Raw genomic sequence first — 26046 nt, forward strand, 5'->3', positions numbered from 1 at the left:
CGCCGGGTGGCGGGGCCTCGCAGCCTGAGGGCCTAAGGGGTGGCTCAGGCCTGGTGCTTGAGGATGTAGTCGGTGGCGTCACCGACGGTCTTGAGGTTCTTGACGTCCTCGTCCGGGATCTTCACGTCGAAGCGCTCCTCGGCGGCGACGACGACCTCGACCATGGACAGCGAGTCGACGTCCAGGTCGTCGGTGAAGGACTTGTCCACCTGGACGTCCTCAACCGGGATGCCGGCGATCTCGTTCACGATTTCAGCGAGACCGGCGACGATCTCTTCCTGGGTGGCGGCCATGTCAGGCGCTCCTTCTTCGATATTCCAGACGGTTTGTGGCGCCCGCCGCGTGAGCGGCGGGGTGGTGCGGCTCCCGTACCGGATCGCGTGATCCGGCACGGAGTGCCTAGGGGAGGGTAACGACCGTGGCGGCGTAGACGAGACCCGCCCCGAATCCGATGACGAGCGCGGTGTCGCCGCTCTTCGCCTCCCCGGTCGCCAGGAGCCGCTCCATCGCGAGCGGGATCGAGGCGGCCGAGGTGTTGCCGGTGGTGCGGATGTCACGGGCGACCGTGACGTGCTCCGGCAGCTTCAGCGTCTTCACCATCGAGTCGATGATCCGCACGTTGGCCTGGTGCGGAATGAAGACGTCCAGGTCGTCCGGGGTGATTCCGGCCGCCTCCAGCGCCTGCTGGGCGACCTTCGCCATCTCGAACACGGCCCAGCGGAACACCGCCTGGCCCTCCTGCGTGATCGCAGGGAACTTGATGTTGCCCTCGCTGTCCAGGGGCAGCTCGGACACGTCGCCGATCCGGAACCGGTCCCACGGGACGGTCTGCTTGATGGTCTCGGACTTGTCGCCCTCGGAGCCCCACACGGTCGGGCCGATCGCCGGCTCCTGGGAGGGGCCGACCACGACCGCGCCGGCACCGTCACCGAACAGGAAGGCCGTGGCCCGGTCCTCCAGGTCGGTCAGGTCGCTCAGCCGCTCCACGCCGATGACGAGCACGTACTCGGCGGAACCTTCCACCACCATGCCCTTGGCGAGCGTGAGGCCGTAGCCGAAGCCCGCGCAGCCCGCCGAGATGTCGAAGGCGGCGGCCTTGTCGGTGCCCAGCTTGTCGGCGATCTCGGTGGCGACGGCCGGCGTCTGGCTGAAGTGCGAGACGGTCGAGACGACCACGGCACCGATCTGCTCGGCGCCGATGCCCGCGTCGGCGATCGCCTTGCCGGCGGCCTCGACGGACATCGCGGCGACCGTCTCCTCGGGGCCCGCCCAGTGCCGGGTCTCGATGCCGGAGCGCGAACGGATCCACTCGTCGGACGAGTCGATCTTCTCCAGGATCACCTCGTTCGGCACGACCCGGGTCGGCCGGTAGCCGCCGACACCGAGGATGCGCGCGTACGGGGCGCCCTTGCTGGGCTTGATCTTCGCCATGATCGGTACGGCTCCTTAGGCGTCAGGCGTCGGCGCCCGCTGCGGCAGCAGCAGGATCGGACACAGCGGCGATGAGCTCGCGGGCCGCGTCGAGGTCGTCGGGGGTCTTCAGGGCCAGCGTCTTGACGCCCGGCAGGGCCCGCTTGGCCAGGCCGGTCAGCGTGCCGCCCGGGCACACCTCGACGAGCGCGGTGACGCCCAGCTCCTTGAACGTCTCCATGCACAGGTCCCAGCGCACGGGGTTGGCGACCTGGCCGACCAGCCGCTCCAGCACCTCCGCGCCGGTGGCGACGGCCCGGCCGTCCTTGTTGGAGACGTAGGTGACCAACGGGTCGCCGGGCACCAGCTCAGCGGCGGCCTCGGCCAGCGTCTCGACGGCGGGGGCCATGTGGTGGGTGTGGAAGGCGCCGGCGACCTTGAGCGGCACGACCTTGCGGACACCCTCGGGCTTGTCCTCGTTCAGCGCGGCGAGCTGCTCCAGCGTGCCGGCGGCGACGATCTGGCCCGCGCCGTTGATGTTCGCCGGGGTCAGGCCCAGCTTCTCCAGGTGCGCGACGGAGACCTCGGGGTCGCCGCCGAGCAGCGCCGACATGCCGGTCTCGGTGATCGCGGCGGCGTCGGCCATGGCCAGACCCCGCCTGCGGACGAGGCCGAGCGCGGCGGTGTCGTCCAGGACGCCCGCGAAGGCGGCCGCGGTGAACTCACCGACGCTGTGGCCGGCGACGGCGCCGGGAGCGAGGTCGGCAATGTCACCGAGTGCCGCGGCGGACAGGATCCCGGCGGCGACCAGCAGCGGCTGCGCCACCGCGGTGTCGCGGATGGCGTCCGCGTCGGCCTGGGTGCCGTAGTGGAGCAGGTCCAGTCCGATGGCGTCCGACCATGCGGCGACGCGGTCCGCGGCACCGGGGAGGTCGAGCCAAGGAGTCAGGAAGCCGGGCGTCTGGGCGCCCTGGCCGGGAGCGACGAGTACGAGCACTCTCACACTCTCTCTTGGGGACGGCCACGGCCGCCCGTGAGGACAGGGACGAAGAACACGGGGGCCTTTTGTGGGCCCTCGACAAAAGGCTAGGGCTGGGTGTCTCCATCGGCGAGACGCCCCAGGATCAGAGCGATCCGCAGTGTGAACGCGGATCGTACATCCGACGGCGACCAGCCGGTGACATCTGTCACACGTCGGAGCCGGTAGCGCACGGTGTTCGGGTGAACGAAGAGCATCCGGGCCGCGCCCTCGAGACTGCTCGCCTGCTCCAGGTAGACACTCAGGGTTTCCAGGAGAGCCGACCCAGCCTCCTCCAGCGGTCTGTAGATCTCCTCCACCAACTGCTCGCGCGCGCCCGGATCGCCCGCGATGGCACGCTCCGGCAGCAGATCGTCCGCCAGTACCGGCCGCGGCGCGTCCTGCCAGGCGGAACACGCCTTCAGCCCGGCCGCGGCGGCCTGCGCGGACCGCGTCGCGGCCTGCAGATCGGGTACGACGGGCCCGGCGACGACCGGCCCCGCGGCGAACGGCCCGATCAGCGACTTGGCGACCGCGAGCGGATTCGTGCTGCCACCGGCGATGACGACGAGCCGGTCCCCGAGCACCCCCGTGAGTACCTGCACCTTGGCATGACGCGAGGCCCGACGGATGGCCTCGACGGTCAGCTCGCTGTCCCCGTCGGGCGCGGTCCCGAGCACGACGCACACATGCTCCGGCGAGTTCCAGCCGAGCGCGGCGGCCCGGCTCACCGCACCCTCGTCGGCCTCCCCGCTGAGCACCGCGTTCACGACCAGGGACTCCAGGCGCGCGTCCCAGGCACCGCGTGCCTCGGCGGCCTGGGCGTAGACCTGGGCGGTGGCGAAGGCGATCTCACGGGCGTACACGAGCAGGGCCTCGCGCAGCACGCTCTCGTCCCCCGGAGCCGCCACCTCGTCGATGGCGCTCTCCATGACCTCGATGGTGGTCCGCACCATCTCCACGGTCTGCCGCAGCGTGATGGCCCGGGTCAGCTCACGGGGTGCCGTCCCGAAGACGTCCGTGGAGATCGCCTGGGGCGCGTCCGGGTGCCGGAACCACTCGGTGAAGGCGGCGATGCCCGCCTGGGCCACGAGCCCGATCCAGGAACGGTTCTCCGGAGGCATGGCCCGGTACCACGGCAGGGTCTCGTCCATGCGTGCGATGGCCTGCGCGGCGAGGCTCCCGGAGGACTTCTCCAGCCGCTTCAGGGTCGCGGAGTGCTGGTGGACCTCGTGTACTGCGGGTTCGCTGTGACGGGATTCGGGTTCGGGCACGGGGACAAGACTGCCTTATCCGGACGGGAGCATGCGCCGCCGGGGTCGGGGACGGCTGCGCCGCGGGGCTCGTGGCGGTCCGCGGTGCCGTCCGCGCGCGGTCTACGGTGGTGCCCGTGATGGACGTACGGCGCGCCGACGAGCGCTACCCCGGAGGCGATCCGGAGGCCGGGATCGATTCCCGCCACGCCTTCTCCTTCGGCCCGCACTACGACCCCGAGAACCTGCGCTTCGGCGCGGTGATCGCCTGCAACGAGGAGCGGCTCGCCCCGGGCGCAGGCTTCGACGAGCACCCGCACAGCCACACGGAGATCGTCACCTGGGTGGTCGAGGGCGAGCTGACCCACCGCGACTCCGCAGGCCACGAGACCCGGGTCCGCCCCGGAGACGTCCAGCACCTCAGTGCGGCAGCGGGCGTCCGTCACGTGGAACGCAACGACGGCACGTCCCCGCTGACCTTCCTGCAGATGTGGCTGGCGCCCCTGGAGCCGGGCGGCGACCCGTCGTACGGGATCGTCCCCGGCATCGCCGACTCCACGCCGTACGCGGTCCCGGAGGCGGGCGCGCTGCTCCATGTGCGCCGCCTGGAGGCGGGGGAGCGTACCGCGGTGCCGGACGCCGCGTTCGTGTACGTGCACGTGGTGCGCGGGGAGGTACGGCTGGCGGGCGAGGAACTGCGTCCCGGTGACGCGGCACGGATCACCGGGGCGAAGGACCTGGAGGCGGAGGGCACCACGGCGGCGGAGCTGCTGCTGTGGGAACTGTCACAGTGAGCGGCGCCGTACCGCTCACTGCTCCTGGGCGGGCTCTTCGGCGTTGCGCCACACCGTGATGTCCACCGTCATGTAGTCGCTCGGGTCGGATTTCGGGGCCGTGCCCTCGAAGGTGACCAGGGCGATGTGACCGGACTTGGTGTGCACGCAGAGTTCCGAACCCCTGGACAGCTGGGAGAGCTTGGCCTCCTCGGCGTACCGGGTCTCCGCCCGGCAGGTGGCGAGCGAGCCCTGCTGCGCGTTGTTCAGCAGGACGAGCTTCTCGCCGCTGCTGCCGAGGATCTTCTCGTCGCCGAAGCCGTTGGTCTCGTAGAAGAGATCCGCGTCGTCGACGTACCGGGCGCCGGTCTCGTCGTACAGCGGCTTGGGCGGCGAGTCCGCGAACCGCACGTAGTAGTCGATCGGGATGTTGATGCCCTTGAAGGCGACCGGCTTGGGGTCGGGCCGCGTCGAGGGGCCGCTCGCATCAGCGGCCGATCCGGAGCCGGAACCGGAACCGGAAGGGGAATCGGAGCCGGAACCGGAGTTCTTCGCGGAGTTTCCCTTGGCGTCGTCCTTCGTGTCGCCGCCGGCCTTGCTCAGGTACACGGCGCCGCCCACGCCTACCAGCAGCGCCGCCGCGATGACCGCGGTGATCACACCCGCCCGGCTCCTGCGCGGTGCCTGCGGCTGCGGCTGTGCACCGGGCCAGGGAGCGTGCGCAGCGGCCGGGAAGGGAGCCGGGGGCACGGTCGGCCGGCTGTACACCGGCGCGGCCGGCGTGTGCGGCGCCGCGACCGTCGGCATGGCGTGCGGAGCCGGCTGGTCGAGCCGGGTCACGGGGGCCGTCGGCGGAGGTGCCGGGATCGCCGCCGTGACGGGCTGGGTCACGGGAGCTGTGGGCGGCGGCGTGACGGGCTGGGTCACGGGAGCCGTGGGCGGCGGCGTCAGGGGCGGGGCCGCGGGCTGGGCCGCCAGCGCGGCGGACGCCGAGACCCGTCGGGTGATCTGCGTGCCGATCGCCTCCGGCAGCCACTCGCCGGACTGGCGCAGGCCGCCGGGCGACGCCTCCTGGCACAGGGCGATGACCTCCGACGGCGAGGGGCGGTCCGCCGGGTCCTTCGCCAGACAGCGGGCGACGAAACGGAGTTGGTCGGGCAGGCCGGTGAGGTCGGGTTCCTCGTGCACGATCCGGTACAGCACGGCGTGCGAGGGCCCGTCGCCGTACGCGCCGGCGCCACGGGCCGCGTACGCGGCGACCTGCCCGAGCGCGAAGACGTCCGAGGCGGGCGTGATCTCCTTGCCGGCAGCCTGCTCCGGCGACATGAAGGCCGGGGTGCCGATGGAGACGCCGGTGCCGGTGAGGGCCGTGGCGTCGGCGGCACGCGCGATGCCGAAGTCGATGACCCGGGGCCCGTCGGTGGCCAGCAGCACGTTGGAGGGCTTCAGGTCGCGGTGCACGATGCCCGCGCCGTGGATGACCGACAGCGCCTCCGCCACGCCCGCGACCAGCAGCAGGAGCGTCGGCACCGGAAGCGGGCCGTGCTCGGCGACGGCCGCCGCCAGCGAGGGGCCGGGCACATAGGCGGTGGCCAGCCACGGCCGTTCGCCCTCGGTGTCGTAGTCGATGACCGGCGCGGTGTAGAGACCCTGCACGCGCTGCGCGGCCTGGACCTCCTGCCGGAACCTGCGGCGGAACTCGGGGTCCTCGCTCAGTTCGGGACGTATCGTCTTGAGGGCGATCGGATGCCCGCCCGGCGTGTACGACAGGTACACCGTGCCCATGCCGCCCGAGCCGAGCCGTGCCACCAGCCGGTAGCTCGCCACCGTCTGCGGATCGCCGCTCTCCAACGGCCGGAACTGCCCGTCGGGTTGAACCCCGCCCATCGCTTCCCCCGAATGTCTGTGCCTGTGCTGTCAACGTGCAGGGGGAGGCTATCGGAAGACGATCAGCGGCTGCCCCGCACCTCCGCCAGCACCGCGTCCGTGAACGCCGGCCACACCTCGGTCGCCCAGGGGCCGAACGCGCGGTCCGCCAGGGCGACGGCCGCCACGCCCGCGTCCGGGTCGATCCACAGGAACGTTCCGGACTGGCCGAAGTGTCCGAAGGTGCGCGGGGACGACGAACTGCCCGTCCAGTGGGGCGACTTGGAGTCCCGGATCTCGAAGCCCAGCCCCCAGTCGTTCGGGTTCTGGTGGCCGTAGCCGGGGAGCACACCCTTCGTCCCGGGGTACTGGACGGTCATCGCCTCGGCGACCGTACGCGGATCCAGCAGCCGCGGCGCCTGCACCTCCGCCACGAACCGCAGCAGGTCCTCCACCGTCGACGCACCGTCCTTGGCGGGGGACCCGTCGAGCGAGGTCTGCGTCATGCCCAGCGGAGCCAGCACCGCCTGCCGCAGATACTCGCCGAACGCAATGTCCGTCGCCTTGGCGATGTGATCCCCGAGCTGCTCGAACCCCGCGTTGGAGTACAGCCGCCGTTCCCCGGCGGGAGCCGTCACCCGGTGCTCGTCGAAGGCCAGCCCGGAGGTGTGCGCGAGCAGATGACGGACGGTGGACCCGGGCGGCCCGGCCGGCTCGTCCAGCTCGACGGCGCCCTCCTCGTACGCGACCAGCGCCGCGTACGCCGCCAGCGGCTTGGTCACCGAGGCCAGCGGGAAGCGGTGGCCGACGGGCCCATGGGTCCCGAGGACGGTCCCGTCGGCCCGTACGACACCCGCGGCCGCGGTGGGGACCGGCCAGTTCTCGATCAGCGCGAGGCTCTTCAGCGACATGCAGTCGAGCCTAGGTGCTCAGAGCCTGAGTTCCATCAAAGGGTCGGGCTTGGGCCGGAAGCCCAGCTCGGCGTAGAGCGGTGCGGCCTCGGCGGACGCGGTGAGGTGGACGCGGCCGGCGCCGCGCTCGCGGAACCACTCCAGCAGCGTGTCCATGCATGCGCGCGCGTACCCCCGGCGGCGCGTGCCCGGGTCGGTGGCGACGCTGAAGACGAACCCGACCGTCCCGAACGGATCGCCCGCCTTCCCGATCCGGTAGTCGACCGTCCCGGCCACCAGCGCGGCCAGCGCCCCCGGCCGCTCCGGGTGGTCCACGACGAAGGCCACGAAGTCCCCGTCCGGCTCGTCCAGCCGGACGCGCAACCCCGGGAGGGACTCCTCGTGCCAGCCGGTGGAACGGTCGGCGTCGGCCATCGAATCGATCATCACCTGGCGCAGGCGCAGCACTTCCGGCGCGTCCTCGGCCACGGCACGGCGTACGAGACTCATGCCCCGCACGCTAACGACCCCGCCCGGCCCCGTCGCGCGGATTTCTTACCGGGTTCCGCTTGCTTCGAGTGCACTCCAAGGCCATAGCGTGGGGTCATGACGGTGATGCAGACGACGCCAGCGGACACCGAGCAGGCCACCCCCACCGACATCTGCTCCGCGCCACCCCGGCGTCATCCCCGCCCCGACGGCCAGGACCGCTACACGATCAGCGAGGTCGTCGCGTTCACCGGCCTGACCGCGCACACGCTGCGCTGGTACGAGCGCATCGGCCTGATGCCGCACATCGACCGCTCGCACACCGGCCAGCGCCGCTACAGCAACCGCGACCTGGACTGGCTGGACTTCGTGACCAAGCTGCGCCTGACGGGCATGCCGGTCGCGGACATGGTCCGGTACGCGGAGCTGGTGCGGGTGGGCGAGGAGACCTACGGGGAGCGGCAGGCGCTGCTGGAGTCGACCCGCCGGGACGTCCTGGCCAGGATCGCGGAACTGCACGACACCCTTGCGGTCCTGGACCGGAAGATCAGCTTCTACGGGCGGGGGAGCGCGGTCCGCTAGTCACAGCCCGGCGGCAACGCCACAGCCCGGCCGGCGACGTCACAGCTCGGCCAGCAGCTCGGCCTTCTTCGAGGAGAACTCCTCGTCCGTCACCAGCCCCGCCTGGTGCAGCTCCCCGAGGTGGCGGATCCGCTCGGCGATGTCGGCGGGATCCCGACGCGCCGGGGCCGGTACCGCCGGTACCGGCCCGCGCGTGCGCACGGCCTCCAGCACGGCCGCCGCGAAGGGCAGCGACTCGTGCACCGGCCCGTACCCGAGCCCGAAGACGACGGCCGCCGGATCCTGGTCCGGCTGCGCGGGCCGGGCGGAGCCGTTCTCGCGGGGCAGCAGCCGCAGATGTCCCTCGAAGACCTCCGGCGAGCGCCACTCCACCCCGCTGAGGTCGGCGACCGCGAAGCTCTGGTCCCCGGCCTTCCACTTCGCCGAGGACGCCCCCGTCCAGGACCAGCGGAACTGCACGGTCGTCCCGTCGAAGGACGCCTTCCCGTCGTACGCCTTGAACTGCAGCGGCGCCTCGGGCGCGGTCACCAGGTACCGGTCCGCGGGCCCGGACCCGGACTCGGTCAGCTGTCCCTTCAGCTCGTCGGCGTAGTACTCGGCGAGCGTCGACCGCTCGGCCGGCAGCACCAGCCGGTACGGGTCGGAGCCCTCGCGCAGCTGCCCGGCCGCCGCCTCCAGCAGCGGGTCGGCGCCGGGGCGCAGCCGCAGCCGCAGGGCGACGGTGCCGCGTTTGCCCGGGGTGAGGGTCACCTCCTCGAGCGCGGACAGCGCGATCCGTCGTTCGCCGAGCGCCTGGAACAGCTTCGGTGTGCGAATCCCCCGTTCGTAGCGGATGAGCACGGAGTCGGACTCGAACTCCCAGACGGCATGAAATCCCGCCAGTACGTCACCCATGCGGCTCATCGTATGCGGCACGTGCTCCTCCGTCGCCACCCGCGCAGACCGCACTTCCTGCTGTTTCTACGCGCGTCCGGCCGTGTTCGTGCGGGGCAGACCGGCCAGGCACGCATCGTTCTCGTGGGCACAGGTCACCTCGTCGTAGGCGCCCACCCCGACGTCGGCGAGGTTGCGCAGGCTGTCGGTGCCCGGCTGGAAATAGCCGCTGTGCCCCTGTGCGTCCCGGGCCGAGAGCACCCGCGCCCCGAACGCCGAGGACACCGGGTCCGCCCCGTGGCCCAGGCCGCCGACCTCCAGGTACGGCACGTCCTGCACCCAGTCGGTGGCGTCCCGCATCGCCCACACCCGGGCCGAGGTGCCCAGGTGGGAGGCCTTGCCGGCGCGCATACCGGGGCTCGCGGCCACTGCTATGTCGGTCACCCGGCGCGGCATGCCGTGTGCGGCGACGCCGCAGAGCACCGAGCCGTAGCTGTGGCAGAACATCGACACCGGCGCCGAGCCGGGCAGGGCGGCCAGCAGCGCGTTCAGCCGGACGGCGCCGTCCTCGGCGCGCATCGCGGTGGCCGCGTCCACCCCGAGCCCGGCCGGCGTGGTGTAGTCGGCCCAGGCGATCACCGCCGTACGCGTCCCCGGGCGCTGCTCCCGCTCGGCCGCGTACAGGGCGCCGGCCATGCCGACCGGGGCGGTGTACCTGCGGTTCGTCCGCTGGAAGGTGAGCAGGTCGGTGTCGACGCCGGGGACGACGACGGAGATCCGCTCGGCCTCGGGGAGGTTCCCGAACACCTCGGCGATCCGGCCCGAGCCCTCGGGGTCGAAGGCGAGGATGTGCCGGTCGGGGCTCAGCAGCGACTCGTAGCGGTGCATACGGCGCCCGGCTTCCTGCTGCCCGACCGTGCTGAGCCGGCTGTCGTGCATGCGCTTCTTCTCGACCTTGCGCGCCTGATCCAGTGCGATGTGGTTGGCGCGGTAGCGCAGCGAGACGGGGGCGCCGTTCATGTTGCCGACCGCGAGGGGGTAGCGGTGGGCGAGACGGTCCTGCTCGTGCGGGGTGAGCGAGGCGAAGAAGCGGGCGAGCCGTACGGGGCCGGCCTCGGCGTCCGGCAGGTGGTGTCCGTGGATGCTGCCGTGGTCCCACTTGGCGATCGAGGCCTGCAGGGCGGTCGACTCCCGGTGGGTGCGCAGGGCGGTCCAGCCGGTGGTCGCGAGCATCACGAAAACCACGGCAAGCGCGAGCAGTGCGCGCCAGACGTTGAGTTGCGGGGAGGTGTCGAAGGAAGTCACTGGGAGGACACACTAGGAGAACGACAGGGTCTCGGGGTAACCGAGTGACAGGGATCACGTTTCGTGACTGTCGAACGACCCGAAGTCTCCTCAGGTGGTGCGCCAGTGCCCCGTGAGTGCCGATCCCACCTGATCGAGGTACGAAGCGGTGAGTGCGCGGATGGCCTCCGGACTGAAGTCCTCGCCCGTGCTCCACTGCCGTTCGGTGACCCTTATCACCCCGCCGAAGACCGCCACGGCCAGCCGCGGACGCGGGTCGGTGTCCACGTCGACGCCCTCCCGTTCGGCGAGCAGCCGGGCGATGGTCTCCTCCGTGGCGGCGGAGCGCGGCAGATGGGCGGCGAGCAGGGCGGGCGTCGACTCGATGGTCCCGTACATGCGCAGGTGCCGCTCGACCGGTACGACCGTTTCGATGGCCTCGCTCAGCCCGTCCCAGCCCTCCGGCACCGGCTGCCGCAGCGTCTCCATCGGGGCCTCGTGCGGCGGCCGTTCCCGCACGGCCGTCACGAAGTGGGCCTCCGCCATGTCCTGGACGGCGAAGGCCACGTCCTCCTTGCCGGCGACATGGCCCGGTCGCCAAGGGCACCCCGGAGGCGGTCGTCGCGAAGATCGGCTCCGTCGCCCACGACACGTTCATCTCCGGCATGAGCCTTGCTCGCTGGTCGCGGCGTGGCTGCGGTCGCCGTCTTCGTCGCGCTCCTCACCGAGCGGGGTCAGAACGCCGAGTCCGGCGCGGGAGTCGGCCACATCCGAGGCCCCTTCCGGCGGGAGTTCCCCTATCAGGGTGACTCCGCTAAAGATTCCTCGCCTTCGGCGCGCGCCGCAGGTCACAGTGGGTCAAGTCCTCCGCAGGGCATGCGGGGACCACGGGGCCGCGGCGCGCGCTGCGGAGGGGGCTGCGCGCGCCTCCGGCGGCTCCGGTCGAGCGACTCAACGCCGTTGCTCTTCGTGAGCGGCCAACCGGGCCACTTCCGCCCGCAGCAACCGGACCTCCTCGGCCAGAGAAGCAATCGCCTCCGTCTGCCGCCGCTCCTCCACGTCGTCCTTCTCGAAGCGGGAGATGAACCAGGCGGCGATGTTCGCGGTGACGACACCCAGCAGCGCGATCCCGGACAGCATCAGCCCGACGGCGATCATCCGGCCCAGCCCGGTCGTCGGCGCGTGGTCCCCGTACCCCACGGTCGTCATCGTCGTGAACGACCACCACACCGCATCACCCAGTGTCCGGATGTTCCCGTCCGGCGAGTCCCGCTCCACCGACAGCACCGCGAGCGACCCGAACATCAGCAGGCCGACCACCGAGCCCACGACATACGTCGTCAGTCTGATCTGCGGAGCCATCCGTGCCCGCCGCCCCACCAGCAGCAGTGTGGACACCAGCCGCAGCAGCCTGAGCGGCTGCAGGATCGGCAGCACCACCGCGCCCAGGTCCAGCCAGTGCGTCCGGACGAACTCCCTGCGCCGGGGCGTGAGCGCCAGCCGTATCAGGTAGTCCGCGGCGAACGCCCCCCACACCACCCACTCCACCACCGTGCACACGGCCGTCAGCGAGTGCCCCGCGGAACTGTCCACGATCGGTACGGCATACGCGACCGCGAAGGCCACGGCCAGCGCCAGCAGGGGCCGTTGGGTGCGCCGCTCCCACTGCGCCTGTGCCGACTGTTGCTCCATGTCCGCATCGTAAAGAAACCGTAAGGGCGGTGGAGACTCGAACCCCCACCGCCCTCGGCCGCCCGACCCGGCTGCGCTATGCGTCGCCGCCCGCCGCACCCGGATCGGCGGCCGACACGTCCAGCAGCTGGTACCGGTCGATGGCCTGCTTCAGTACGGACCGGTCGACCTTGCCCTCCCGCGCCAGCTCGGTCAGCACCGCCACCACGATCGACTGCGCGTCGATGTGGAAGAACCGGCGGGCGGCGCCACGGGTGTCCGCGAAGCCGAAGCCGTCCGCGCCGAGGGACTGGTACGTCCCCGGCACCCACCGTGCGATCTGGTCGGGAACCGATCGCATCCAGTCGGACACCGCCACGAACGGCCCCTCGGCACCGCTCAGCTTCTGCGTCACGTACGGCACCCGCTGCTCCTCCTCCGGGTGCAGCAGATTGTGCTGCTCCACGGCCACGGCCTCGCGCCGCAGCTCGTTCCAGGAGGTCGCCGACCACACGTCGGCCTTCACGTTCCACTCCTCGCCGAGGATCCGCTGCGCCTCCAGCGCCCACGGCACCGCGACACCGGACGCCATGATCTGCGCCGGGACGGCACCGCCCGTGCCCGCGCTGATCCGGTGGATGCCCCTGAGGATGCCCTCGACGTCCACGTCGGCCGGCTCGGCCGGGTGCTGGATGGGCTCGTTGTACACGGTGAGGTAGTAGAAGACGTCCTCGCCGTGCGGGTGCTCGGCGTCGCCGCCGTACATCCGGCGCAGGCCGTCCTGCACGATGTGCGCGATCTCGTACGCGTACGCCGGGTCGTACGCCACGCACGCCGGGTTGGTCGAGGCGAGCAGCTGCGAGTGGCCGTCCGCGTGCTGGAGCCCCTCCCCGGTCAGGGTCGTACGACCTGCGGTCGCGCCCAGCACGAAGCCGCGCGACAGCTGGTCGGCCATCTGCCAGAACTGGTCGCCGGTGCGCTGGAAACCGAACATCGAGTAGAAGACGTAGACGGGGATGAGCGGTTCGCCGTGTGTCGCGTACGCCGAACCCGCGGCGATCAGCGACGCCGTGCAGCCCGCCTCCGAGATGCCGTCGTGCAGCATCTGACCGGTCGGCGACTCCTTGTACGCGAGCAGCAGGTCGCGGTCGACCGCCTCGTACTGCTGGCCGAGCGGGTTGTAGATCTTCGCGCTCGGGAAGAAGGAGTCCATGCCGAACGTGCGGTACTCGTCCGGCGCGATCAGCACGAAGCGCCTGCCGATCTCCTTGTCCCGCATGAGGTCCTTGAGGAGACGGACGAAGGCCATCGTCGTGGCGATGGACTGCTGACCCGAGCCCTTCTTCACGCTCGCGTACGTCTTGTCGTCCGGCAGCGCGAGCGGCTGGGAGCGCACGACGCGGGTCGGTACGTACCCGCCGAGCCCCTTGCGCCGGTCGTGCATGTACTGGAGCTCGTCCGAGTTCCGGCCCGGGTGGTAGTACGGCGGCACGCCGGACTCCAGCTCCTTGTCGGAGATCGGCAGGTGCAGGCGGTCCCGGAAGCCCTTGAGGTCGGCGACCGTCAGCTTCTTCATCTGGTGCGTGGCGTTGCGGCCCTCGAAGTTCGGGCCCAGCGTCCAGCCCTTGATCGTCTTCGCCAGGATGACCGTCGGCTGGCCCTTGTGCTCCTTGGCCGCCTTGAACGCCGCGTAGATCTTGCGGTGGTCGTGACCGCCGCGGCCCAGGTGCAGGATCTGGTCGTCGGTCATGTTCTCGACCATCGCGCGCAGCCGGTGGTCGTCACCGAAGAAGTGCTGCCGGATGTAGGCACCGGACTCGGTGGCGTACGTCTGGAACTGGCCGTCGGGGGTCGTGTTCATCTTGTTGACCAGCACGCCGTCGCGGTCCTGGGCGAGCAGCGGGTCCCAGGTGCGGTCCCAGACCAGCTTGATCACGTTCCAGCCGGCGCCCCGGAAGACCGACTCCAGCTCCTGGATGATCTTGCCGTTGCCGCGCACCGGGCCGTCCAGGCGCTGCAGGTTGCAGTTGACCACGAAGGTCAGGTTGTCCAGGCCCTCGCGCGCGGCGATGCTCAGCTGGCCGAGCGACTCCGGCTCGTCCATCTCGCCGTCGCCGAGGAAGGCCCACACGTGCGACTTGGAGGTGTCGGCGATGTCGCGCGCCTGCATGTAGCGGTTCATCCGCGCCTGGTAGATCGCGCCGAGCGGGCCGAGGCCCATGGAGACCGTCGGGAACTCCCAGAAGTCCGGCATCGAGCGCGGGTGCGGGTAGCTGGACAGTCCGTCCGGGTACTTCGACTTCTCCTGACGGAAGCCGTCGAGCTGCTGCTCGGTGAGCCGGTCGAGCAGGTAGGCGCGCGCGTAGATGCCCGGGGAGGCGTGGCCCTGGAAGAAGACCTGGTCGCCGCCGTCGCCCTCGTCCTTGCCGCGGAAGAAGTGGTTGAAGCCCACGTCGTACAGGGAGGCCGAGGAGGCGAAGGTGGCGATGTGGCCGCCGACGCCGATGCCGGGGCGCTGGGCGCGCGAGACCATCACGGCCGCGTTCCAGCGGGTCGCGTTGAGGATCCTGCGCTCGATCTCCTCGTTGCCGGGGAAGAAGGGCTCGGCGCGGGTGGGGATCGTGTTGACGTAGTCCGTGCTGCGCATCTCGGGCACGGCCACGCGCTTCTCGCGGGCCCGCTCGATCAGGCGGAGCATGAGATAGCGGGCCCGCTCCCGGCCGCGCTCGTCCACGGCGGCGTCGAGGGAGTCGAGCCACTCCTGGGTCTCTTCGGGATCGAAGTCAGGAACCTGACTCGGAAGGCCGCCAATGATGATCGGATTGCGATCGGATCCGGAAGCCACGCTGTTCCTTACCTGTCAGAGGGCCACTTTTTTACTCGTGCCTACACCGATCCCCATCGTGTACCTCGGGACCGCCTACGTCATCTCTACCGTTAGGTAACCGAGGCATGGGTCCGGTCAAAACGCAACGATACGCCCGGGGTGTGATGGACTTGGCAAACTTGTTCGAGGTCCGCATTGCCGGATGATTCCGAACGGCGCAAAGCGGGCACATCGGTGTGATGTGAGCCACGATGGATCCGGATACGGTGCCGGGAGTTGCGGCGACACGGCCGGGATCGTCACCGTTTCGGCGGTCTGAACGGCCGGGTACTTGCGCGATCCGCCCCGTCCGTGTGGACTACGGCCAATGCTTCGCGCACGCGCGTGGCTGGAAGACATTTACGCAACATGATCAGGAGGCAACCCGTGAGCGCGACCGCGGACCACGCGGAGACGAACCTGGCCGTCAGGCTGGGTTTCCAGCCCGACATGGTGGTCCAGGAGATCGGCTACGACGACGACGTCGATCAGGAGCTCCGTGAGGCCATCGAGGAACTCATCGGCAGCGAACTCGTGGACGAGGACTACGACGACGTCGCGGACGCCGTGGTGCTCTGGTTCCGAGATGAAGACGGCGACCTCACGGATGCGCTGGTGGATTCCATCGCGTACATGGATGAGGGTGGCTCGATCCTGCTGCTGACGCCGAAGACGGGGCGTGACGGCTACGTCGAGCCCAGCGACATCGGCGAGGCGGCGACGACCGCGGGTCTGTCGCAGACCAAGAGCATCAGTGCGGGCAAGGAGTGGAACGGCACCCGCCTGCTGACGCCGAAGTCCGCCAAGGCCAAGAAGTGACCCTGCGCTGAGCGCACCCATGGGCGGACCGGTACCCACCGGTCCGCCCATCGGCTTGCGGTGATCGCTGCGTAGGGTGGTTCCGAGCGTTTGCTCCGCTCTCACCCGAACAGCCCACCGAAGGGAAGCAGGACGATGGCGATCCAGGTCGGCGACAAGGCGCCCGACTTCGAGCTCAAGGACAACCACGGCCGCACCGTGAAGCTCTCCGACTTCCGCGGCGAGAAGAACGTGGTGCTGCTCTTCTACCCCTTCGCCTTCACCGGCGTGTGCACCGGCGAGCTGTGCGAGCTGCGCGACAACCTGCCGAAGTTCGCGGACCGCGACACCCAGCTGCTCGCCGTCTCCAACGACTCCATCCACACCCTGCGCGTCTTCGCCGAGCAGGAGGGCCTGGAGTACCCGCTGGTCTCCGACTTCTGGCCGCACGGCAACGTCTCGCGCGCGTACGGCGTCTTCGACGAGGACAAGGGCTGTGCCGTCCGGGGCACCTTCATCATCGACAAGGAGGGCGTCGTGCGGTGGACCGTGGTCAACGGCCTGCCGGACGCACGCGACCTGGACGACTACGTGAAGGCGCTCGACACCCTGTGAGCCGGCCTGCGGGCCGACACCTGTGAGGTGCCGGGTTCAGGGTCTGCGAGGGGCGGGAACCCGTCACTAGGATCGGCACGTTGATCCCATATCCGAAGCACGACGGGGCTCCCCGCCCCTGGACACCACATGGAGGACCCGTGGGAGTCAGCCTCAGCAAGGGCGGCAACGTATCGCTGACGAAGGAGGCCCCGGGCCTGACCGCCGTCATCATCGGTCTGGGCTGGGACGTGCGCACCACGACCGGCACCGACTTCGACCTCGACGCGAGCGCACTGCTGCTGAACACCGCCGGCAAGGTCGCGAGCGACCAGCACTTCGTCTTCTTCAACAACCTCAAGAGCCCCGACGGCTCGGTCGAGCACACCGGTGACAACATCACCGGTGAGGGCGAGGGCGACGACGAACAGATCAAGGTCAACCTGGCCGGCGTCCCGGCCGACGTCGAGAAGATCGTCTTCCCGGTGTCGATCTACGACGCCGAGAACCGCCAGCAGTCCTTCGGCCAGGTCCGCAACGCGTTCATCCGCGTCGTCAACCAGGCGGGCGAGCAGGAGATCGCCCGCTACGACCTGAGCGAGGACGCCTCCACCGAGACCGCCATGGTCTTCGGCGAGCTGTACCGCCACGGCGCGGAGTGGAAGTTCCGCGCCATCGGCCAGGGGTACGCCTCCGGCCTGCGCGGCATCGCCCAGGACTTCGGCGTCAACGTCTGATCCCGGCAGGGTTCCGACGCCCGTATGTCCGGCGCCGCACCGTTTACGGGCGGCGCCGGACGCGCAGGAAAACCAGGGAAGCACCACTAGGGGAGGACCAGCATCATGGGCGTCACGCTCGCCAAGGGAGGCAACGTCTCCCTTTCCAAGGCCGCACCGAACCTCACCAACGTCATGATCGGTCTCGGCTGGGATGCGCGCTCCACCACCGGCGCCCCCTTCGACCTGGACGCCAGCGCGCTGCTGTGCGGCGCAGGGAACCGGGTGCTGGGCGACGACTGGTTCGTGTTCTACAACCAGCTCACGAGCCCCGACGGTTCGGTCGAGCACACCGGTGACAACCTCACCGGTGAGGGCGAGGGCGACGACGAATCGATCCTGGTGGACCTGGCGAAGGTCCCGCTCCAGTGCGAGAAGGTCATCTTCCCCGTCTCGATCCACCTGGCCGACGAGCGCGGCCAGACCTTCGGCCAGGTCTCCAACGCCTTCATCCGCGTGGTCAACCAGGCCGACGGCCAGGAGCTGGCCCGCTACGACCTCAGCGAGGACGCCTCCACCGAAACCGCCATGATCTTCGGCGAGCTGTACCGCTACCAGGGCGAATGGAAGTTCCGTGCGGTCGGTCAGGGGTACGCGTCGGGGCTGCGGGGCATCGCTCTAGACTTCGGAGTCAATGTTTCGTAAAGCTGAGTACGGCGCGGGGGAGACCCGTACCTACAGGATTGGGTAGCCAGTGCTTCTGAAAACCTTCGGCTGGTCGTTCGCGATTACCGCGCTCGGCCTGGTCGCTGCGGTCTTCTACGGGGGGTGGGAGGCCTTCGGCATCGTGGCGATCCTCTCCATCCTCGAGATCTCGCTGTCGTTCGACAACGCGGTGGTCAACGCCGGAATCCTGAAGAAGATGAACGCCTTCTGGCAGAAGATCTTCCTCACGGTCGGCGTGCTCATCGCGGTCTTCGGCATGCGGCTGGTCTTCCCCGTCGTCATCGTCGCGATCAGCGCCAAGCTGGGCCCGATCGAGGCCGTCGACCTCGCGCTCAACAACAAGGACCACTACCAGGAGCTGGTCACCGACGCCCACCCGGCGATCGCCGCCTTCGGTGGCATGTTCCTGCTGATGATCTTCCTCGACTTCATCTTCGAGGACCGGGACATCCAGTGGCTGCGCTGGATCGAGCGGCCGCTGGCCAAGCTCGGCAAGGTCGACATGCTGTCGGTCTGCATCGCCCTGATCGTCCTGCTCATCACCTCCTTCACCTTCGCCACCCACGCCCACCAGCACGGCGGCGCCCACGTCGACAAGGCACAGACGGTCCTGATCTCCGGTATCGCCGGCCTGATCACGTACATGATCGTCGGCGGTCTCTCCGGCTACTTCGAGGACAAGCTGGAGGAAGAGGAGGAGCGCGAGCACGAGGAGGAGGAAGAGGCCGCCCGCACCGGGAAGAAGCGTCCGGCGGTGGTCCTGGCCGGCCAGGCCGCGTTCTTCATGTTCCTCTACCTCGAGGTCCTGGATGCCTCCTTCTCGTTCGACGGTGTGATCGGCGCCTTCGCCATCACCAACGACATCGTCCTGATGGCGCTGGGCCTCGGTATCGGCGCGATGTACGTCCGTTCGCTGACCGTCTACCTCGTCCGCCAGGGCACCCTCGACGACTACGTCTACCTGGAGCACGGCGCCCACTACGCGATCGGCGCCCTGGCCGTGCTCCTCATGATCACCATCCAGTACCAGATCAACGAGGTCATCACCGGTCTCGTCGGCGTCGTCCTGATCGCCTGGTCCTTCTGGTCCTCCGTCCGCCGCAACCGCGCTCTGGCGGCCGCCGGGGAGGGCTCCGACGAGAAGGCCGAGGTCTCCTCGGGGGTGTGACACCCCACGCTGTGAGGAACGCTCTGTTCGGGGCGGCCGACGTGGTCGGCCGCCCCGACGGCGTCGGGACGAGTACCTGGGGGCGGGAATGGGGTTCTTCGACGGCCTGCGGGGCGGCCGTGCCGAGTTCGACTCGGGCAGCGCCGCGAGCAACGCGATCGAACTGACCAGGCGGCACCAGCAGGTGTCGCTCACCAAGCAGGACGCGGCCACCGGCCATCTGCGCATCAACCTGGCCTGGCGGATGCGCACCTCCGACTTCGACGGCAACCAGCGCACCAGCCTCTTCCGGCACCCCTTCAAGGCGCTCAAGCCGCCGGAGGTGCTCGGGCACGGGCAGAGCATGGTCAACGTCGACCTCGACCTGGGCTGTCTGTACGAGCTGGCCGACGGCACCAAGGGAGTCGTCCAGCCGCTCGGCGGCTACCTCGGCGACGTCAACGCGCCGCCGTACATCAAGCTCAGCGGGGACGACCGGTTCGGGTCGGCGTCCGGCGAGACGATGTACGTCAACCTGGACCACCGGGACGCGATCAAACGGCTGCTGGTCTTCGTGTACATCTACGACCAGACACCGGCCTTCGACCGGACGCACGCGGTCGTGACTCTTTACCCCAGCAATGGGCCTCGTATCGAGATAGGCCTGGACGAGCGGCATCCTCAGGCTCGATCGTGTGCGGTCGTGATGATCGAGAACGTGAAGGGGGAGCTGGTCGTCCGGCGCGAGGTGAAGTTCGTGTACGGGTTCCAGGGGGAGCTGGACCGGTTGTACGGGTGGGGCCTGACCTGGGGGCGGGGTTACAAGTCGAAGGTGGACAAGTAGCCGGTGGTGGGGCTGCCCTCTAGCGTCCGACGAACTGAGGTCCCTGCGGCGGCAGGCGGAAGTTCGGGTCCAGGAGGGCCGCCGGCGCAGGCTGGGACTGGGGATAGCCGTACGCGGGCTGAGCCGAGGCCGGCTGCGGGTAGCCGTAGGCGGGCTGCTGCGAGGACGTCGGCTGGGGGTAGCCGTACGCCGACTGGGGCGGGACCGCCGTCGGCTGCTCGGGCGGCAGGGGCTGGGAGGTGGTCTCCGGCGGGGCCTGGTGCTCCTCCTCCGCCTCCGACTCGTCCACCGAGATACCGAAGTCCGTGGCGAGACCCTTGAGGCCGTTCGAGTAGCCCTCGCCCAGCGCGCGGAACTTCCAGCCCTCCCCGCGGCGGTACAGCTCGCCGCAGATCAGGGCCGTCTCCGCGCCGGTCTCCGGCTTGATCTCGAAGTGGGCCAGCGGCTCGCCGTCGGCGACGGCGGCGTCGTACAGCAGGATGCACAGGGCCGGGACACGGTCGAAGGACTCACCGTCCGCGGAGGCGACCAGCAGGATGCGGCCGACGCCGGGCTCGACGCCGGAGAGATCTGACTGGATCGTGTCGGTCAGGCCCTCGGTGACCCGCTTCTTGCCCAGCCGCCAGACCTGGCCCGAGGGGTGCCGGGGCTGGTTGTAGAAGACGAAGTCCTCGTCGGAGCGCACACGGCCGTCGGTACCCAGCAGCAGCGCCGAGGCGTCCACGTCCGGGACTCCCTGCCCGGGCGTCCAGCGCAGCACGGCGCGCACCGTGGTGGCCTCCAGCGGGATGTTCGATCCCTTCAGCATCGCGTGCGTCATGCGGTCATCCTGCCTTCTCGGTCCTGGCCACGACAATGCGGGGGGTGTAGGTGCCGACACGGGCGAGTTACCGGAAATTCATGCCCGGGGGGAACCCACGACATGGGTCCCTACGTACTATTACCGGCCACCCCTTACCGAATCCCCAGCTCGGCTTGCGCACCGAGGAGTCCCATGCGTCATTTCGGGCACATTGCCCCTGAGGTGCGGCAGCGCCTCTTCCACCAGGAGCCGTGCGCGTTCACCGCTGACTCGCCGGCCCGGCTGCTCTCCGCGGCCCTGGGGGCCACGCTGTACAGCCCGGCCACCCGGCCGCGGCTCGCCGACGACATCGTCAAGCAGGCCGGCAACGGCGTGGTCTCGATGGTGCTGTGCCTGGAGGACTCGATCGACGACGCGGACGTCGCGGCGGGCGAGGAGAACCTCGTCCGGCAGTTCGCCGACCTCGACTCCCGTGCGGGAGCGGAGCCGCCCCTGCTGTTCATCCGGGTGCGCGTCCCCGAGCAGATCCCGGACCTCGTACGCCGGCTCGGCGCCTCCGTGCGGCTGCTGTCCGGCTTCGTGATGCCGAAGTTCACCGAGGAGCGCGGCATCCCGTTCCTGGAGGCCCTGGCCTCGGCCGAGGCCGAGAGCGGCCGCCGGCTGTTCGCCATGCCCGTCCTGGAATCCCCCGAGCTGCTGTACCGCGAGTCCCGCGTGGACACCCTGGAGGGCATCGCCCGCGCGGTCGACAAGTTCCGCGACCGCGTGCTGGCCCTGCGCCTCGGCGTCACCGACTTCTGCTCCTCGTACGGGCTGCGCCGAGCCCCCGACATGACCGCCTACGACGTCCAGATCGTCGCCTCCGTGATCGCCGACGTGGTCAACATGCTGGGCCGGGCCGACGGCACCGGCTTCACCGTCACCGGGCCGGTCTGGGAGTACTTCCGGGTCCCCGAGCGCATGTTCAAGCCGCAGCTGCGGCGGAGCCCCTTCCTTGAGGTGCAGGCCGCCGAGCTGCGCGAGAAGCTCATCGAGCACGCGATGGACGGGCTGCTGCGGGAGATCTCCCTCGACCAGGCCAACGGCCTGCTCGGCAAGACCTGCATCCACCCCTCCCACGTCCTTCCCGTGCACGCGCTGTCCGTGGTCAGCCACGAGGAATTCAGCGACGCCCAGGACATCCTGCGACCGGAACGCGGCGGCGGGGGTGTACTCCGGTCGGCCTACACGAACAAGATGAACGAAGTGAAGCCGCACCGCGCCTGGGCCGAGCGGACCCTGCTGCGTGCCGAAGTCTTCGGCGTGGCGGGCGAGGACGTCGGCTTCGTGGAGCTGCTCGCCGCCGGAATAACCGGCTGACCCTTCCCAACCCAAGGAACGCATGAAGAACGCAGTGAACGACGGGGTCTGGTCCGGCAGCTGGGTCGCCGAGCGACTCGGGGTCGCACTGGAGGGCGACGACGGGCTCGACGCCCTGCTGGGGCTTGCGCTGCGCCGCAACCCCAAGCGGGCCCACCTGCTCGTCTCCCAGGTGCTCGGCAAGCACGTGCCGCAGGCGCCGTCCGTGGTCTACGGCCACGGCGTCCGCCTGGGCCGCCGGGTCCGCGAGCTGCTCGGCGAGACGGCGGCGGCCTCGGCGGTCGTCCTCGGCTACGCGGAGACCGCCACCGGCCTCGGCCACGCGGTCGCCGACGGCCTGGGCCTCGCCCCGTACCTGCACTCCACGCGCCGCCCGGTGCCCGGGGTCGCCCGGGCGGGCGGCTTCGAGGAGTCCCACTCCCACGCCACCTCCCATCTGCTGCTCCCCGAAGACCCCGCCCTGCTGGCCGGCGACGGCCCGCTGGTGCTGGTCGACGACGAGTTCTCCACCGGCAACACGATCCTCAACACCATCCGTGACCTGCACGAGCGCTATCCGCGCCGGCGGTACGTGGTGGTCGCCCTGGTCGACATGCGCTCCGCCGAGGACAGCGCCCGCCTGGAGCGGTTCGCCGCCGGGATCGGCGCCCGGGTGGACCTCGTCGCCGCCGCCTCCGGGACCGTACGGCTGCCGGAGGGCGTGCTGGAGAAGGGACAGCAGCTCGTCGCCCGGTACGAGAGGGTCCAGGAGACGCCGGAGCCGTCGTACGGCCGGATCACCCGCGTCGACCTCCACTGGCCCGCCGGCCTCCCCGACGGCGGCCGGCACGGCTTCACGCCCGCCCACCGCGCCCGCCTGGAGGCCGCGCTGCCCACCATGACCGCCCGGGTCGCCGAGGCGCTGCCCGCCGGCGCCCGGCGGGTGCTCGTGCTCGGCTTCGAGGAGCTGATGTACGCCCCGCTGCGGATCGCCCGCGAACTGGAGCAGGTGATCCCCGCCGAGGTGCGCTTCTCCACCACCACCCGCTCGCCGGTCCTCGCGGTCGACGACCCCGGCTACGCGATACGCACCCGCCTGGTCTTCCCGGCCCACGACGACCCGGCCGACGGACCCGGCGAGCGCTACGCCTACAACGTCGCGGGCGCCGGTTTCGACGCGGTCGTGGCCGTGGTCGACTCCGTCGCCGACACCCCGGCACTGCACGCCCCGGAGGGTCTGCCGGCCCGCCTCGCCGCCCACACCCCGCACGTCCTGCTCGCGGTCGTCCCGTCGTACGTCCCCGAGCCCCTCTCCTTCCCCGAAAGGCCGGCCATGCTGCCCGAGCCCCTCCGCGGCCCCGCCTTCTCCTCGTACGCCCCCGAAGAGGTCGGCTGGCTGCTCCAGGACCTCTCGGACGTGACCCTTGAGGCGCCGACCGAGGAGCGGGAGGAGGCCATCCAGAGCGGCGGCGCCCACTACGCCGAGTCGCTTCCGGTCGAGTACCAGCCCAGCGAGCAGTACCAGGAGCTGTTCCACGCGGCCCTGGACGCCTCGGCCGCCCGGATCGCGCAGGCCGTCGGCGTCGTGACCGAGACCGTCCTCGCCGAGCGGGCGCCCCGACCGGTGCTGGTGTCCCTGGCCCGCGCGGGCACCCCGGTCGGCGTGCTCATGCGCCGCTGGGCCGCGTTCCGGCACGGTCTCGACCTCCCGCACTACGCCGTCTCGATCGTCCGCGGCCGCGGCATCGACGCCAACGCCCTGCGCTGGCTCGCCGCCCACCACGACCCCCGGGACGTCGTGTTCGTCGACGGCTGGACCGGCAAGGGTGCCATCACCCGCGAACTCGCCCAGGCCGTCGAGGAGTTCGAGGAGAAGGAGGGCGTCACCGGCTTCGACCCGGAGATCGCCGTACTCGCCGACCCGGGTTCCTGCGTGCGCACCTACGGCACCCGCGAGGACTTCCTCATACCGTCCGCCTGCCTCAACTCGACCGTCTCCGGCCTGATCTCGCGCACGGTCCTGCGCGCGGACCTGGTCGGTCCGCACGACTTCCACGGCGCGAAGTTCTACCGCGAACTCGCCGGCGCCGATGTCTCCGTCGCCTTCCTCGACGCCGTCTCCGCCCGCTTCCCGGAGGTCGCCGACGCCGTCGACGCGGCCGCCAAGGAGCTGATGGCGGCGGACCGCGCCCCGACCTGGGCGGGCTGGCAGGCTGTCGAGCGGATCAGTGAGGAGTACGGCATCCACGACGTCAACCTGGTCAAGCCCGGCGTCGGTGAGACCACCCGGGTGCTGCTGCGCCGGGTGCCCTGGAGGATTCTCGCCAAGGCCGGTGCGGGCGCCGACCTCGATCACGTACGGCTGCTCGCCGAACAGAGAGGAGTCCCGGTGGAGGAGGTCGGCGAACTGCCGTACACCTGCGTCGGTCTGATCCACCCCCAGTACACCCGGGGCGCCACGGGCGCCGACGGCAGGGCGGTGAACGTCTGATGCCGGTACTGGTGGCGAGTGACCTCGACCGGACCCTGATCTACTCCGCGGCGGCCCTGGCGCTGACCATGCCGGACCCGCGGGCGCCCCGGCTGCTGTGCGTCGAGGTGCACGAGAGCAAGCCGCTGTCCTACATGACCGAGACGGCGGCCCAGCTGCTGACCGAACTCGGTGACACGGCCGTCTTCGTGCCGACCACGACCCGGACCCGCAAGCAGTACCAGCGCATCAACCTGCCCGGGCCGCAGCCGGCGTACGCGATCTGCGCCAACGGCGGGCATCTGCTGGTCGACGGCGTCACCGACCAGGACTGGCACGCGGGGGTGCAGGCGCGGCTCGCCGACGAGTGCGCGCCGCTGGAGGAGATCCGCGAGCACCTGATGGCCACCGCCGACCCCGTCTGGGTGCGCAAGCACCGGGTCGCCGAGGACCTGTTCGCCTACCTCGTCGTCGAACGCGAGCTGCTGCCCGAGGACTGGGTGAAGGAGCTGGCGTCCTGGGCGGAGAACCGGGGCTGGACGGTCTCGCTCCAGGGCCGCAAGATCTACGCCGTCCCGAAGCCGCTCACCAAGAGTGCGGCCGTGCGCGAGGTCGCCCGGCGCACCGGCGCCCATCTCACCCTGGCCGCCGGGGACTCACTGCTCGACGCCGACCTGCTGCTGGCCGCCGACCGGGGCTGGCGCCCCGGCCACGGCGAACTGGCGGACGCCGGCTGGAGCGCACCGGAGATCGGCGCTCTCCCCGAGCGCGGGGTGCTGGCCGGGGAACGCATCACACGTGAGTTCCTGCGGGCCACCCGGCAGCAGGTCTGACCCGCACCGCCGGGGTCAGCAGCAGCCGCCCCCGCCGCAGCAGCCGCCCCCGCCCGCCCGGGGCGCCGGGGCCGGCGCGGCGGACCTGCCGCCCACGGCGACCGTCGACAGCAGCTTGACCGTGTCGTCGTGGCCCGCGGGGCAGGCGGCCGGGGCCGCGGAATCCGCCATGGGGCGGCTCAGTTCGAAGGTGTCGCCGCAGGTACGGCAGCGGTACTCATAGCGAGGCATGCGCTCAGGTTAACCGGAGTGTTGCTGGTCACAGTGTCTCAATGTTTTATGAGTGTTCGCTTCTGCCCGATACTAGCGTGGAGGTTTTGAAAAGATCGCTGATAATTTGACTTAGCCGCGAGGAGCCGTAAGACCAGGGGAAACAGGGGGGTTCGCAGCGCCGCGACCGTGCGCCGTGTCCACCTGCCGAGTCTGACCACGCGCGCATGGACCAGTGCGAGGGGAGACGCAGCCTTGACCGAGGCATCGCGGCGGTCAGACGGTCGCGAGGACGACGACGTCCGGCCCGAGAAGCAGCAGCCGCCCAGGAACGACGAAACGCTGCATCTGAAGGTCGACGCCCTCCGCGCGGACGCCACCATGCAGCTGCGCGTACCCCCGCCGCCGGAACCTCCCGCCACGGGCGGCCGGGCGCAGCGGCGGCGCAGCGCCCGCACACCGGCCCTCGCCCGCCTCACCGACAGCGCCAGGGACGCCCTCGCCCGCCTGCATACCGCCGCGGGCCCCGTGCTCGCGGTCCTCGCCCCGTACGCCCGTCGCCTCAAGCCGCTGTACCCGCGCCCCGGACGCAC

24 protein-coding genes and 3 pseudogenes are annotated in these 26046 nt (G+C 70.6%); 13 read left to right on the forward strand and 14 right to left on the reverse strand.

Annotated elements, in window-relative coordinates:
• Nucleotides 1-44: 44 nt before the first annotated feature.
• The 4 genes from ABZ471_RS06250 to ABZ471_RS06265 all read right to left on the reverse strand — a co-directional run bounded on the left by ABZ471_RS06250 (nt 45) and on the right by ABZ471_RS06265 (nt 3702).
• Nucleotides 45-293 carry an acyl carrier protein gene (locus ABZ471_RS06250; protein ID WP_359062978.1) on the reverse strand — a complete coding sequence of 83 codons (249 nt, stop codon included), beginning with the start codon at nt 291-293 and terminating at the stop codon, nt 45-47.
• Between the two features lie 106 nt (nt 294-399).
• Nucleotides 400-1431: a ketoacyl-ACP synthase III gene (locus ABZ471_RS06255; protein WP_359062980.1), complete on the reverse strand. Its 1032-nt coding sequence runs from the start codon at nt 1429-1431 to the stop codon at nt 400-402.
• 22 nt (nt 1432-1453) lie between these two features.
• Complete coding sequence (locus ABZ471_RS06260) at nt 1454-2407, reverse strand: ACP S-malonyltransferase (RefSeq protein WP_359062982.1); 954 nt, start codon at nt 2405-2407, stop codon at nt 1454-1456.
• 89 nt (nt 2408-2496) lie between these two features.
• Nucleotides 2497-3702 (reverse strand): helix-turn-helix domain-containing protein, encoded by a 1206-nt coding sequence (locus ABZ471_RS06265; protein WP_359062984.1) that lies wholly within the window; start codon nt 3700-3702, stop codon nt 2497-2499.
• A gap of 119 nt (nt 3703-3821) precedes the next feature.
• Between ABZ471_RS06265 and ABZ471_RS06270 the strand changes: the two genes are divergently transcribed.
• Nucleotides 3822-4475 (forward strand): pirin family protein, encoded by a 654-nt coding sequence (locus ABZ471_RS06270; protein WP_359063039.1) that lies wholly within the window; start codon nt 3822-3824, stop codon nt 4473-4475.
• A 15-nt stretch (nt 4476-4490) separates the two neighbouring features.
• Here ABZ471_RS06270 and ABZ471_RS06275 read toward each other — a convergent pair whose 3' ends face one another.
• From ABZ471_RS06275 to ABZ471_RS06285, 3 genes are all read right to left on the reverse strand, one after another.
• Entirely contained in the window at nt 4491-6341 is a 1851-nt protein-coding gene (locus ABZ471_RS06275; RefSeq protein WP_359062986.1) for a serine/threonine-protein kinase, read from the reverse strand.
• A 62-nt stretch (nt 6342-6403) separates the two neighbouring features.
• A complete protein-coding gene (locus ABZ471_RS06280; RefSeq protein WP_359062988.1) occupies nt 6404-7231 on the reverse strand; it encodes a serine hydrolase domain-containing protein in 828 nt (275 codons plus the stop codon).
• 18 nt (nt 7232-7249) lie between these two features.
• Nucleotides 7250-7720 (reverse strand): GNAT family N-acetyltransferase, encoded by a 471-nt coding sequence (locus ABZ471_RS06285; RefSeq protein ID WP_359062991.1) that lies wholly within the window; start codon nt 7718-7720, stop codon nt 7250-7252.
• A 96-nt stretch (nt 7721-7816) separates the two neighbouring features.
• Between ABZ471_RS06285 and ABZ471_RS06290 the strand changes: the two genes are divergently transcribed.
• Entirely contained in the window at nt 7817-8281 is a 465-nt protein-coding gene (locus ABZ471_RS06290) for a MerR family transcriptional regulator (protein WP_359062993.1), read from the forward strand.
• Between the two features lie 39 nt (nt 8282-8320).
• Here the strand turns inward: ABZ471_RS06290 and ABZ471_RS06295 are convergent, their stop codons facing one another.
• The 3 genes and pseudogenes from ABZ471_RS06295 to ABZ471_RS06305 form a co-directional block, all read right to left on the reverse strand.
• Entirely contained in the window at nt 8321-9175 is an 855-nt protein-coding gene (locus ABZ471_RS06295; RefSeq protein ID WP_359062995.1) for a DUF4429 domain-containing protein, read from the reverse strand.
• Between the two features lie 66 nt (nt 9176-9241).
• Nucleotides 9242-10459, reverse strand: coding sequence for an alpha/beta hydrolase (locus ABZ471_RS06300; RefSeq protein ID WP_359062997.1), 1218 nt, complete (start codon nt 10457-10459; stop codon nt 9242-9244).
• A gap of 90 nt (nt 10460-10549) precedes the next feature.
• A pseudogene (locus ABZ471_RS06305) lies at nt 10550-11026 on the reverse strand (TetR family transcriptional regulator); the annotation flags it as partial.
• A 2-nt stretch (nt 11027-11028) separates the two neighbouring features.
• Between ABZ471_RS06305 and ABZ471_RS06310 the strand changes: the two are divergent.
• A pseudogene (locus tag ABZ471_RS06310) lies at nt 11029-11209 on the forward strand (MFS transporter); the annotation flags it as partial.
• 180 nt (nt 11210-11389) lie between these two features.
• Here the strand turns inward: ABZ471_RS06310 and ABZ471_RS06315 are convergent.
• Both ABZ471_RS06315 and aceE read right to left on the reverse strand, forming a co-directional pair.
• The gene (locus ABZ471_RS06315; RefSeq protein WP_359062999.1) at nt 11390-12130 is read right to left on the reverse strand and encodes an ion channel; all 741 of its coding nucleotides are present in this window, start codon (nt 12128-12130) and stop codon (nt 11390-11392) included.
• 76 nt (nt 12131-12206) lie between these two features.
• Nucleotides 12207-14954 carry a pyruvate dehydrogenase (acetyl-transferring), homodimeric type gene (gene aceE, locus ABZ471_RS06320; protein ID WP_359063001.1) on the reverse strand — a complete coding sequence of 916 codons (2748 nt, stop codon included), beginning with the start codon at nt 14952-14954 and terminating at the stop codon, nt 12207-12209.
• A gap of 408 nt (nt 14955-15362) precedes the next feature.
• On the opposite strand from aceE, the gene ABZ471_RS06325 reads away from it, so the two are divergent.
• The 6 genes from ABZ471_RS06325 to ABZ471_RS06350 all read left to right on the forward strand — a co-directional run bounded on the left by ABZ471_RS06325 (nt 15363) and on the right by ABZ471_RS06350 (nt 19800).
• Nucleotides 15363-15794: a DUF3052 domain-containing protein gene (locus ABZ471_RS06325; protein ID WP_359063003.1), complete on the forward strand. Its 432-nt coding sequence runs from the start codon at nt 15363-15365 to the stop codon at nt 15792-15794.
• A 135-nt stretch (nt 15795-15929) separates the two neighbouring features.
• Nucleotides 15930-16388, forward strand: coding sequence for a peroxiredoxin (locus tag ABZ471_RS06330; protein ID WP_359063005.1), 459 nt, complete (start codon nt 15930-15932; stop codon nt 16386-16388).
• Between the two features lie 140 nt (nt 16389-16528).
• On the forward strand, nt 16529-17104 hold the full coding sequence (locus ABZ471_RS06335; protein WP_359063007.1) for a calcium homeostasis/redox stress adaptation protein: 576 nt from the start codon (nt 16529-16531) through the stop codon (nt 17102-17104).
• 105 nt (nt 17105-17209) lie between these two features.
• A complete protein-coding gene (locus tag ABZ471_RS06340) occupies nt 17210-17788 on the forward strand; it encodes a TerD family protein (protein ID WP_359063009.1) in 579 nt (192 codons plus the stop codon).
• A gap of 49 nt (nt 17789-17837) precedes the next feature.
• Nucleotides 17838-18977 carry a DUF475 domain-containing protein gene (locus tag ABZ471_RS06345; RefSeq protein WP_359063011.1) on the forward strand — a complete coding sequence of 380 codons (1140 nt, stop codon included), beginning with the start codon at nt 17838-17840 and terminating at the stop codon, nt 18975-18977.
• 88 nt (nt 18978-19065) lie between these two features.
• Nucleotides 19066-19800 carry a Tellurium resistance gene (locus ABZ471_RS06350; RefSeq protein ID WP_359063013.1) on the forward strand — a complete coding sequence of 245 codons (735 nt, stop codon included), beginning with the start codon at nt 19066-19068 and terminating at the stop codon, nt 19798-19800.
• Nucleotides 19801-19819: 19 nt separating this feature from the next.
• Here ABZ471_RS06350 and ABZ471_RS06355 read toward each other — a convergent pair whose 3' ends face one another.
• Nucleotides 19820-20620 carry a TerD family protein gene (locus ABZ471_RS06355; protein ID WP_359063015.1) on the reverse strand — a complete coding sequence of 267 codons (801 nt, stop codon included), beginning with the start codon at nt 20618-20620 and terminating at the stop codon, nt 19820-19822.
• 174 nt (nt 20621-20794) lie between these two features.
• Between ABZ471_RS06355 and ABZ471_RS06360 the strand changes: the two genes are divergently transcribed.
• The 3 genes from ABZ471_RS06360 to ABZ471_RS06370 are packed head-to-tail and all read left to right on the forward strand — an operon-like array spanning nt 20795 to nt 25243.
• A complete protein-coding gene (locus tag ABZ471_RS06360; protein ID WP_359063017.1) occupies nt 20795-21961 on the forward strand; it encodes an HpcH/HpaI aldolase/citrate lyase family protein in 1167 nt (388 codons plus the stop codon).
• A 22-nt stretch (nt 21962-21983) separates the two neighbouring features.
• Nucleotides 21984-24431: a phosphoribosyltransferase gene (locus tag ABZ471_RS06365; protein ID WP_359063019.1), complete on the forward strand. Its 2448-nt coding sequence runs from the start codon at nt 21984-21986 to the stop codon at nt 24429-24431.
• On the forward strand, nt 24431-25243 hold the full coding sequence (locus ABZ471_RS06370) for an HAD family hydrolase (RefSeq protein WP_359063021.1): 813 nt from the start codon (nt 24431-24433) through the stop codon (nt 25241-25243). The genes ABZ471_RS06365 and ABZ471_RS06370 overlap by 1 nt, the downstream gene beginning before the upstream one ends.
• Before the next feature lie 15 nt (nt 25244-25258).
• Here the strand turns inward: ABZ471_RS06370 and ABZ471_RS06375 are convergent, their stop codons facing one another.
• Complete coding sequence (locus tag ABZ471_RS06375) at nt 25259-25474, reverse strand: zinc ribbon domain-containing protein (RefSeq protein ID WP_359063023.1); 216 nt, start codon at nt 25472-25474, stop codon at nt 25259-25261.
• 234 nt (nt 25475-25708) lie between these two features.
• Between ABZ471_RS06375 and ABZ471_RS06380 the strand changes: the two are divergent.
• Nucleotides 25709-26046 (forward strand): annotated as a pseudogene (locus tag ABZ471_RS06380) (penicillin-binding protein); the annotation flags it as partial.

It is taken from the genome of Streptomyces sp. NPDC005728 (assembly GCF_040630895.1).
In the GTDB taxonomy this organism is placed as follows: Bacteria; Actinomycetota; Actinomycetes; order Streptomycetales; family Streptomycetaceae; genus Streptomyces.

Coding starts and splice junctions, on each gene's coding strand:
- ABZ471_RS06250 (WP_359062978.1), bottom strand. CDS start 293: ATGGCCGCCACCCAGGAAGAGATCGTCGCCGGTCTCGCTGAAATCGTG.
- ABZ471_RS06255 (WP_359062980.1), bottom strand. CDS start 1,431: ATGGCGAAGATCAAGCCCAGCAAGGGCGCCCCGTACGCGCGCATCCTC.
- ABZ471_RS06270 (WP_359063039.1), top strand. CDS start 3,822: ATGGACGTACGGCGCGCCGACGAGCGCTACCCCGGAGGCGATCCGGAG.
- ABZ471_RS06275 (WP_359062986.1), bottom strand. CDS start 6,341: ATGGGCGGGGTTCAACCCGACGGGCAGTTCCGGCCGTTGGAGAGCGGC.
- ABZ471_RS06280 (WP_359062988.1), bottom strand. CDS start 7,231: ATGTCGCTGAAGAGCCTCGCGCTGATCGAGAACTGGCCGGTCCCCACC.
- ABZ471_RS06285 (WP_359062991.1), bottom strand. CDS start 7,720: ATGAGTCTCGTACGCCGTGCCGTGGCCGAGGACGCGCCGGAAGTGCTG.
- ABZ471_RS06290 (WP_359062993.1), top strand. CDS start 7,817: ATGACGGTGATGCAGACGACGCCAGCGGACACCGAGCAGGCCACCCCC.
- ABZ471_RS06295 (WP_359062995.1), bottom strand. CDS start 9,175: ATGGGTGACGTACTGGCGGGATTTCATGCCGTCTGGGAGTTCGAGTCC.
- ABZ471_RS06315 (WP_359062999.1), bottom strand. CDS start 12,130: ATGGAGCAACAGTCGGCACAGGCGCAGTGGGAGCGGCGCACCCAACGG.
- ABZ471_RS06330 (WP_359063005.1), top strand. CDS start 15,930: ATGGCGATCCAGGTCGGCGACAAGGCGCCCGACTTCGAGCTCAAGGAC.
- ABZ471_RS06340 (WP_359063009.1), top strand. CDS start 17,210: ATGGGCGTCACGCTCGCCAAGGGAGGCAACGTCTCCCTTTCCAAGGCC.
- ABZ471_RS06350 (WP_359063013.1), top strand. CDS start 19,066: ATGGGGTTCTTCGACGGCCTGCGGGGCGGCCGTGCCGAGTTCGACTCG.
- ABZ471_RS06355 (WP_359063015.1), bottom strand. CDS start 20,620: ATGACGCACGCGATGCTGAAGGGATCGAACATCCCGCTGGAGGCCACC.
- ABZ471_RS06360 (WP_359063017.1), top strand. CDS start 20,795: ATGCGTCATTTCGGGCACATTGCCCCTGAGGTGCGGCAGCGCCTCTTC.
- ABZ471_RS06365 (WP_359063019.1), top strand. CDS start 21,984: ATGAAGAACGCAGTGAACGACGGGGTCTGGTCCGGCAGCTGGGTCGCC.
- ABZ471_RS06370 (WP_359063021.1), top strand. CDS start 24,431: ATGCCGGTACTGGTGGCGAGTGACCTCGACCGGACCCTGATCTACTCC.
- ABZ471_RS06375 (WP_359063023.1), bottom strand. CDS start 25,474: ATGCCTCGCTATGAGTACCGCTGCCGTACCTGCGGCGACACCTTCGAA.